7 protein-coding genes are annotated in these 8117 nt (G+C 52.9%); 3 read left to right on the top strand and 4 right to left on the bottom strand.

Features of this window, described 5'->3' with window-relative positions; translation table 11 throughout:
• Positions 1 to 133: 133 nt before the first annotated feature.
• From JCM15908_RS04665 to dapB, 3 genes are all read right to left on the bottom strand, one after another.
• Positions 134 to 844 carry a WbqC family protein gene (locus JCM15908_RS04665; protein WP_036892755.1) on the bottom strand — a complete coding sequence of 237 codons (711 nt, stop codon included), beginning with the start codon at positions 842 to 844 and terminating at the stop codon, positions 134 to 136.
• A gap of 242 nt (positions 845 to 1086) precedes the next feature.
• On the bottom strand, positions 1087 to 2616 hold the full coding sequence (locus tag JCM15908_RS04660) for a S26 family signal peptidase (RefSeq protein WP_025002460.1): 1530 nt from the start codon (positions 2614 to 2616) through the stop codon (positions 1087 to 1089).
• A 68-nt stretch (positions 2617 to 2684) separates the two neighbouring features.
• The gene (dapB, locus tag JCM15908_RS04655; RefSeq protein WP_025002459.1) at positions 2685 to 3440 is read right to left on the bottom strand and encodes a 4-hydroxy-tetrahydrodipicolinate reductase; all 756 of its coding nucleotides are present in this window, start codon (positions 3438 to 3440) and stop codon (positions 2685 to 2687) included.
• A 170-nt stretch (positions 3441 to 3610) separates the two neighbouring features.
• Here dapB and JCM15908_RS04650 point away from each other — a divergent pair, with 170 nt between their 5' ends.
• Genes JCM15908_RS04650 through dprA form a run of 3 tightly spaced genes read left to right on the top strand, consistent with a single transcriptional unit; the run spans position 3611 to position 6552 of the window.
• Complete coding sequence (locus JCM15908_RS04650) at positions 3611 to 4924, top strand: DUF2851 family protein (protein WP_025002458.1); 1314 nt, start codon at positions 3611 to 3613, stop codon at positions 4922 to 4924.
• A 57-nt stretch (positions 4925 to 4981) separates the two neighbouring features.
• Positions 4982 to 5392: an acyl-CoA thioesterase gene (locus JCM15908_RS04645; RefSeq protein WP_025002457.1), complete on the top strand. Its 411-nt coding sequence runs from the start codon at positions 4982 to 4984 to the stop codon at positions 5390 to 5392.
• 32 nt (positions 5393 to 5424) lie between these two features.
• Positions 5425 to 6552 (top strand): DNA-processing protein DprA, encoded by a 1128-nt coding sequence (gene dprA / locus JCM15908_RS04640; protein WP_025002456.1) that lies wholly within the window; start codon positions 5425 to 5427, stop codon positions 6550 to 6552.
• Positions 6553 to 6732: 180 nt separating this feature from the next.
• Here the strand turns inward: dprA and JCM15908_RS04635 are convergent, their stop codons facing one another.
• Positions 6733 to 7914, bottom strand: coding sequence for a nucleoside recognition domain-containing protein (locus tag JCM15908_RS04635; protein WP_199897205.1), 1182 nt, complete (start codon positions 7912 to 7914; stop codon positions 6733 to 6735).
• Positions 7915 to 8117: the final 203 nt, after the last annotated feature.

Below are 8117 nucleotides of genomic sequence, written 5' to 3'. Positions count from 1 at the left end.
TTTTCTTTACTCCCGATAATGCGATATAAATCGCGGCTTCGGAAGATTTTCACATTATAGTCTTGTCAATATAAAGGATTCTCCCTACAGAAACAGAACAGAATCATTTCATCCATTGCACTTACCCGTAGTTTCATAAATACAATACAGCCTCGTTGCCTTCGTTGAAAAGCAGGTCGAGGATGCTGAGGTTAGGCAGGAAACCGTACCTCTGTTGGTAAACCTGATAATAAGGACGGGGTTGGAAATCAGCATCCGCAGCAGGATGCTTCGGGCGGATGGCTTCGCGGAAGTCGGCAAACACGGAGCTTGCCGTATCATCACCGGCAGTCAGGGGGACAAACTCGTCAGTAGGACGGTACGAAGGCCGTATATCAAGCAAGTCGCAGAGCCTTGCCGTTATCTCCATATTGAAGTCGAAGAGATATTCCCACCGCTTCTCGAAGAAGGGGCGGAGGTCGTCCTGATAGTATTCAAAGAAAGGACTCTCTCCGTAAGCCGACAGGAGGGCGTTCCAATGGATATGCCGCCAGTTGCCGTGGTCGCTGATACGCACGTCTTTTATCGGGCATTTCGGACCGTCGAACTTTTCTATGGGGATGGAGAGTGTCTGAGGCCCGTTCGCAGCAGCAATGATACAGCGGTTGCGGTAAGTCTGCTTGACGAAGTTGTCATGACACTCTATCAGGCACAAATCGTAGCGGTTGAGCTTCTGATACCACTGAACGGGTCCGAAATAAGCAGAAGACAACAAAGCCTCTCCCAAGTTATGGGAAGCCTCCCCAAGCCCCTCCGCGAGGAGGGAATGTGAGTTAGCATTGCCAAATGAAAGAGAGGATTGCATAAAGTAACCTTGCTTGAATTATTAACCCATCATTAAGAGGGAAAAACGTAGTTATTGTCAGAAGCCTCCCCGAGCCCCTCCGCGAGGAGGGGATGTTAGGTTAAAGCTACTAAACGGGTGAGATGACATGCCGCACCAATAACTATTAATATGCTACATAATAACTATTAATATGAGGTAACCCACATCTAAGATGAGATAATTCACATCCCCTCCTTTCGGAGGAGACTTTGGAAGACTTCCTATTTTATATTATCCACCCACGAAAACAAGCGGTTCCAACGGATGCCGCCCAATCCCCTGCGGTCGGGATCACTCGACCACCAGATAAAGAGTGGCTTACCGACGATATGGTCTTCGGGTACAAAGCCCCAGTAGCGGCTGTCGGCGGAGTTGTGGCGGTTGTCGCCCTGCATCCAATAGTAATCCAATTGGAAAGTATATCTATTAGTCTGCTTTCCGTTAATGAAGATTTTGCCACCCTTGACGGCAAGTTCGTTCTTCTCATACACCTTGATACAACGCTCATATACGGGAAGATTCCTAAGCGTAAGGGTAATACTCTTGCCCTTCTGCGGTATCCAGATGGGTCCCATATTGTCGCGTGTCCATCCCGTAAAGGCGTTCAGAGGATAGTTGGGGCCGCTATAAATGTCCCTGTCTGTTACAGGGCGGATGCTGCGGACAATGCCCTGACGCTTCAGCTCAGCCGCGGCATGCTTCGTCAGCGGCATATAGCCATCGTACAAAAGGGCATTTTGATTGAGCACCTGACCGTTTTCGACATCATAGCCATGAAGACGGCTCAGGCATTGTACGTCCTCGCTGCTGACGCCCAGCTCCTTGCGGAGGTCGTCGTATTGTTCTCTGAGCAGGTCGGCAGCCGTCAGATTGTTCAGCTTGACGAGATAAGTATACTGAACGTTCTCCGGCTCCTTGTTGGGCTTGCCGTCCAGATAGACAATCTTGTCCTTTATCTGAATGGTCTGACCCGGGAGGCCTACACAACGCTTCACATAGTTCTCACGACGGTCGGTAGGCCGCCAGTCGAGCACGCCGAATGTACCTGCATTATGGACGATATAGCTGCGCCCCATGGCATAGGCCTTTTCGTAGAACGCCCGCTGCTGGAGCACGTTCATGGTCGAAAGATTGATGCCCGGGGTCTGCTGAGCAAGCAGATTCTCGCCCGTCGTATAGGCGCGGTTGTAATAGTCCTCTGCCTGATAAGCCAGCTCGCTCATAATGGTGTCGCCTGCCGGATAGTTGAATACCACAATATCGTTGAGCTGCACTTTCCCCAACCCCTTCACGCGACGGTAGTCCCAGTGGGGGAACTCAATGTAGCTCTTCGTGTTGAAGATAGGCATCGTGTGCTGGGTAAGCGGCATCGTCAGGGGCGTCTCGGGAATACGGGGCCCATAGCTGACCTTGGAGACAAAGAGATAGTCGCCCGTCAGGAGCGATTTCTCAAGCGATGACGAGGGGATAACGTAGTTCTGGAAGAAGAAAAGATTGATGAAGTAAACTGCAACAAGGGCAAACACAAGTGCGTCTACCCAACTCATGATGAACCGGACAGGGCCTTCGGAATCTTTCCACCACTGCCAGCGTATCTTCTTCGTAATATAAACATCGAATATAAACGGAAGCACGAGGAGTCCCCACCAGCTCTTCACCCACAAGAGGAAGAGAAGATAGAGCACTGAAACTATGATGAACTTCGCCCACTGCTTGCGTGGATTGAGCTTGGCTTTTTCTTTATCTATCATTGACTTTTAATGTTTGATTGCGTAAATAATGGCTATCGGGACAACGGGGTCAGCCGTATCAATAGCTCTTAGAACTGAAATAAATCGCTGGTAGTGAGCAATCCTTGATGGTCTTTGGTGTATTCGGCAGCCAGAACTGCGCCCAATGCGAATCCCTTCCGGCTATGGGCATCGTGTGTAATGGTTATCTTGTCGGCTTCGGAATCGTAACAGACGCTATGGATACCGGGCACTTCACCGCGTCGGACGGAGGCAATGGGCAACTCATCGGGGGCGACGGCATTGCTGCCCGTCTCAGTTCCGTCAGCCAAGTGCTGGAGTCCCTTCACCCATTTGTCCTTACGGACTACATTGCCGAGTATATCTTCCGCCAAGGTAATGGCTGTCCCTGACGGCGCATCGAGCTTGTGAACATGGTGAACCTCCTCCAACCTGACGTCATATTGTGGATATCCGTTCATTATCTTGGCCAGATAGCGGTTGACAGCCGAGAAGATGGCCACTCCAAGAGAGAAATTACTCGCCCAGAAAAGGGTCTGTCCACCTTCGGTGCAAAGTTTTTCAACGTCGGCTTTATGCTCCTGCATCCATCCCGTAGAACCGCTTACGACCTTCACATTGTGTGAGAAAGCCTTCAGATAGTTGCCATACGCGGCAGTCGGATTAGTGAACTCAATGGCTACGTCGGCCGAGGCAAAAGCTGGAGAATCAAAGTCTTCAGGGTTATCAATATCAATCTTGCATACGATTTCATGCCCACGGGCGAGGGCTATCTGCTCTATCATGCGCCCCATCTTTCCATAGCCTATCAGTGCTAACTTCATATTCAATACTGAATTTAATTATGCTTGCAAAGTTAGCGGAATTAGAACACAACACAAAATATATTCATTTAATTTTCATTCTTTACTAACTTATTGGTACAAAAAGACAGCAAGGACTTGTAAAACCCGAATATTTAACGTATATTTGTCGGTCATAAAACCATGGAATCATGGAGAAAATCATCCATTATGTGTGGAAACACAAGCTGTTTCCGCTTGCCGGACTCAAGACCGTAGACGGACGGCCCGTCGAGGTCATAGACCCGGGACTTCCCAACCGCAATGCCGGACCCGACTTCTTCAATGCCAAGGTGAAGATAGACGGCACATTATGGGTGGGAAACGTAGAGATTCACGACAAGGCTTCGGACTGGTTCCTGCACGGGCACGCCTCCGACGCACACTATGACAATGTGGTGCTGCACGTGGTGGGCCTGTCCGATACCATGGTCAGGACGCTATCGGGCACCACGCTGCCTCAACTACAGCTCAATGTGCCCCTGCCGGTGCGCGAAAACTACGATGAACTGATGACGACCGACAGTTATCCGCCCTGCTACAAGATTATTCCCGGTTTGTCGCAGTTGACGGTTCACTCGTGGATGTCGGCCCTCCAGACCGAGCGGCTCGAACAACGGACCGAGGCAATACACCGACGTGTCAATGCGTGCGACGGCAGCTGGGAGGCCGGATACTTCGTTACCCTTGCGCGAAACTTCGGGTTCGGCATCAACGGCGACGCCTTCGAGACGTGGGGATGCAGCGTTCCCCTGCAAGCGGTAGCCCACCACCGCGACAACATCTTTCAGATTGAAGCCGTCTTTCTGGGACAGGCAGGCCTCCTTCAGCCCGATACCATTCCCGAACGCTATCGGGAAGAAGCCCTGAAAGAGGGATATTTTGCCCGGCTGCGCAGCGAATACGACTATCTGGCGCATAAGTTCGGACTTACGCCTATGGATGCCCGGCTGTGGAAATTCCTCCGACTCCGTCCGCAAAACTTCCCCCATATCCGCATCGCGCAGCTGGCCTGTCTCTACCACCGGCACAAGAGCGGCCTGTCGGCACTCATAGAATGTGAGACGATAGAGGCGGCAGAACAACTCCTTGACACGCAGGTAACACCCTATTGGGAGACACATTACACGTTCGGCTCAGCCAGCCCGAAAAGCCGGAAGCACCTCTCGCGGTCATCGCTCCACCTGATTATCATCAACACTATCGTCCCGATGCTCTTCGCCTACGGCCGGCACAAAGATTCAGAGAAGCTCTGCCAACGCGCCTTCGACTTCCTCGAACGTCTCAAAGCCGAACGAAACCACATCGTAAAAATGTGGGAGGAGGTGGGCTTACCCGTCTGCTCGGCAGGCGATTCGCAGGCTCTCATACAACTAAAGAAAGAGTATTGCGACCGCAAGGACTGCCTTCGGTGCAGGATAGGGTACGAATATCTGAAAGGCAAGAAAACAACAAACCCTCTTTAATATTTATTTATCAACAAGTTCCCTCCCACTTGGGAAGACTGGTAAGACTAAACGATTATGGAAAAGAACAACAACTACATCTTTGAAACGCGCATGGAAGTGCGCGACTACGAGTGCGACATCGAAGGAATCGTAAACAACGCCAACTATCTGCACTATACCGAGCACACGCGCCACCGCTTCCTGCGCTCCCTCGGTGTCAGTTTCTCGCAGCTCCACGAACAGGGAGTAGATGCCGTAGTGGCACGCATGCAGTTGGAATACAAGGTGCCGCTCGTCTGCGACGACGAGTTCATCTCCCGGATGGGACTTGAGAAAAAGGGCATCCGATACGTCTTCACCCACGACATCTACCGCGCAGGCGACGAACGCCTGTGCTTCCACGCTACCGTCGACCTCGTTACGCTCATCAACGGACGCCTCGGCGTCAGCAAGGAGTACGACGAGGCCTTTGCCAAAGTGCTGTAGAAAAAATAAATAAGGCCTGCATCCCTCTGCCCATGAATACCCAAGAAGCCATCAATGCCATTGCCCTGACACGCCTCAGCCGCTTCAATCTTGCCTCTCTGCTCAGCCTTTACCGTGCGGCAGGGTCGGCAACGGCTGTCGTGGAGAACCGAAAGAACATACGGGACCTCCTGCCCGACGCCTCGCCCCACCTTGTTTCGGGACTCCAAAATCTCGAAACGCAGCTCGCAAGGGCGGAGGAAGAACTCGCCTATACGCAGAACCGGCATATCGACGTCCTCACGATGGACAATCCCGGCTATCCGCAACGGCTGATGGAATGTCCCGATGCTCCCCTCGTCCTCTACTCTCTCGGCAATGCCAACCTCAACAGCCGGCACATCATCAACATCGTCGGGACGCGCCACTGCACCGTCTACGGACAAGACCTCATCCGCATCTTCGCCCGGGAACTGAAAGCTCTCTGCCCCGACGTGCTCGTCTTCAGCGGCCTTGCCTACGGAATCGACATCTGCGCCCACCGTGCCGCGCTCCAGAACGGACTTGACACGGTTGGCGTACTCGCCCACGGACTTGACGACCTCTACCCTCCCCGACACCGCCCGACGGCCGAAGAGATGCTCCAACACGGGGGATTGCTCACCGAATACACCTCCCGTACACAGCCGAAGGCACACAACTTCGTACAGCGCAACCGCATCGTCGCAGGCTGTGCAGACGCTACCATCCTCGTAGAGTCGGCACAGAGGGGAGGAGGACTCATCACGTGCAGCATTGCCCGAAGCTACGGCAGAGAGGTATTCGCCTTTCCCGGACCCGTCGGCGCAGAGTACAGCGAGGGCTGCAACAACCTTATCCGCGACAACGGAGCCGCCCTCATCACCTCGGCTGCCGACCTCGTGAAGGCGATGGGCTGGGACGACGGCATCAGACTGGCCAACGCACAGCGCAAAGGGATAGAACGGAGCCTTTTCCCCGACCTTTCGGAAGAGGAGCAGACGATAGTCAACACACTGAGCAAGAACAACGACTTACAGATTAACATGCTTTCGGCTCAGTCGGGAATCGCCATCTCGCGACTGACCGCCCTCCTCTTTGAAATGGAAATGAAGGGTCTGATACGCACGATGGCCGGTGGCTGCTACCACCTGCTGGCATAAGGCAAAACCGTCTTGCCGTCCTTTCCGTCTATATACGACATACCCCCTGCACCCAATGCCCTTCCGGGCTGTGCAGGGGGTATGCCTTTTCATGCCGGTACTATCGGCCTGCGGAGCTTTCGAGGCTTCCCGGAAGCACGGCAGGCGACAAACCGTCTTATCGTGCAGGCTGCTCTGCCGTTACACGATGGCCATGTAGAGGAGGAAAACCCAATGCGCCATCAGTGCAGCTACGATACCGCCGATGGTATGCGATATGATTGCCTTCGACGTCAGTTCGCGATAACCGAGCGAGTCAAGCATGGCGGTGTGCGTACTGAGGAATCCGCTCCAGCACATACCGATGGCTGTAAATACGGCAATGGCATTGCCGTCTATCCAACCCTGACGGAGGAAGTTGGGAACAAGTCCCAATGCTGCACCCACCGCGCCCAATGCCGTGATGGGGAAGGCTATCTGGTGAGGGTCGGTGAAGCCGAAGACAAACCTGAAGAACCAGTCAGCCTTATTGGCAAGGGCAGGAAGAAGCTCTATGCCCTCGTAGGCAGCACCCGTATATTGTCCGTTAGCACTTGCGCCAAAGGTGAGAATCATCACCAACGTGGAGATAATCAGCACACCGGGAATGATGGCCACACCTACCTCAACACCCGTCTTGCCACCGTCGAGCAGCGAATTGAGCGTGCGGAGGAATACCGACTTCTCCTCTATCTGTACGGTTTGGTTTTCCAACTCCCCGAGGTTGGTGTCGCAAGCATTCTCAACGGCATATTGCGGATAAGCCTTGACGACAAAATGCTGCATGCACCGCGTCGAGACGACGCAGCCGCAGAAAGCCCCGAACAGGCCGATGAGCGGCTCGGCGAAGAATCCCTGCCCCACCATGAAGACGATGACGATAAGCCCCATGCCGAAGGCGGTACCGAAATTGGTCAGGGAAATGAACTGGAACTTCTTGAAGTAGCTGCTGAAACGCTTGTCCTGAGAGAGCGAGATGATGGCCGGATTGTCGGAAAGGAAGGTCATTACCGCACCGAGCGAGGCCACACCGGGCAGATTGAAGAGCGGCTTCATCAGCGGACGGAGTAGTTTCTCCAACAGGTCTACGACTCCGAACTCCACAAAGAGCTTTCCGATGGCACCCGTGATGACGCAGATTCCCATCAGGTAGAAGACCGTATTGAGCAACAGGTCGTGCGCGGTGTGCATGATGGTATTCAGCATCTGTGCCATGCCCATTTTGTAACCGACGAATCCGAACAGAAGGAAGATGATGAGGAGACAGACGATTCCAGACGGGACATGCGCCCACAATTTCCCCCATAAACCCTTGGGAGCCGGGTTGCCTGCTTCGTTTTGCATTGTTTCTTGCATAGTATTGCAGTGTTGAATGATTGGTAGTTGAATTTGATTGTTAGGTGAGAGTGCGCAAATCCTTTTCCGGCAGCACGGCTGCAGCACGACCGGGAGACAGCGAACCATTTTGGCTGCAAATATAATATATTCCGATTATATATACAAGAAAAGGAGCGCGAAAATAAGAACTTATCCCTCTTATTTGCCTA

This window comes from Prevotella dentasini JCM 15908, assembly GCF_000614065.1.
Taxonomy (GTDB): Bacteria; Bacteroidota; Bacteroidia; order Bacteroidales; family Bacteroidaceae; genus Prevotella; species Prevotella dentasini.
This window is presented reverse-complemented; position numbering and strand designations above follow the sequence as displayed.

Excerpts from the sequence above, each read along its gene's own strand:
- JCM15908_RS04660 (WP_025002460.1), bottom strand. The coding sequence starts at position 2,616 with ATGATAGATAAAGAAAAAGCCAAGCTCAATCCACGCAAGCAGTGGGCG.
- JCM15908_RS04645 (WP_025002457.1), top strand. The coding sequence starts at position 4,982 with ATGGAAAAGAACAACAACTACATCTTTGAAACGCGCATGGAAGTGCGC.
- JCM15908_RS04665 (WP_036892755.1), bottom strand. The coding sequence starts at position 844 with ATGCAATCCTCTCTTTCATTTGGCAATGCTAACTCACATTCCCTCCTC.
- JCM15908_RS04650 (WP_025002458.1), top strand. The coding sequence starts at position 3,611 with ATGGAGAAAATCATCCATTATGTGTGGAAACACAAGCTGTTTCCGCTT.
- dapB (WP_025002459.1), bottom strand. The coding sequence starts at position 3,440 with ATGAAGTTAGCACTGATAGGCTATGGAAAGATGGGGCGCATGATAGAG.
- dprA (WP_025002456.1), top strand. The coding sequence starts at position 5,425 with ATGAATACCCAAGAAGCCATCAATGCCATTGCCCTGACACGCCTCAGC.
- JCM15908_RS04635 (WP_199897205.1), bottom strand. The coding sequence starts at position 7,914 with ATGCAAAACGAAGCAGGCAACCCGGCTCCCAAGGGTTTATGGGGGAAA.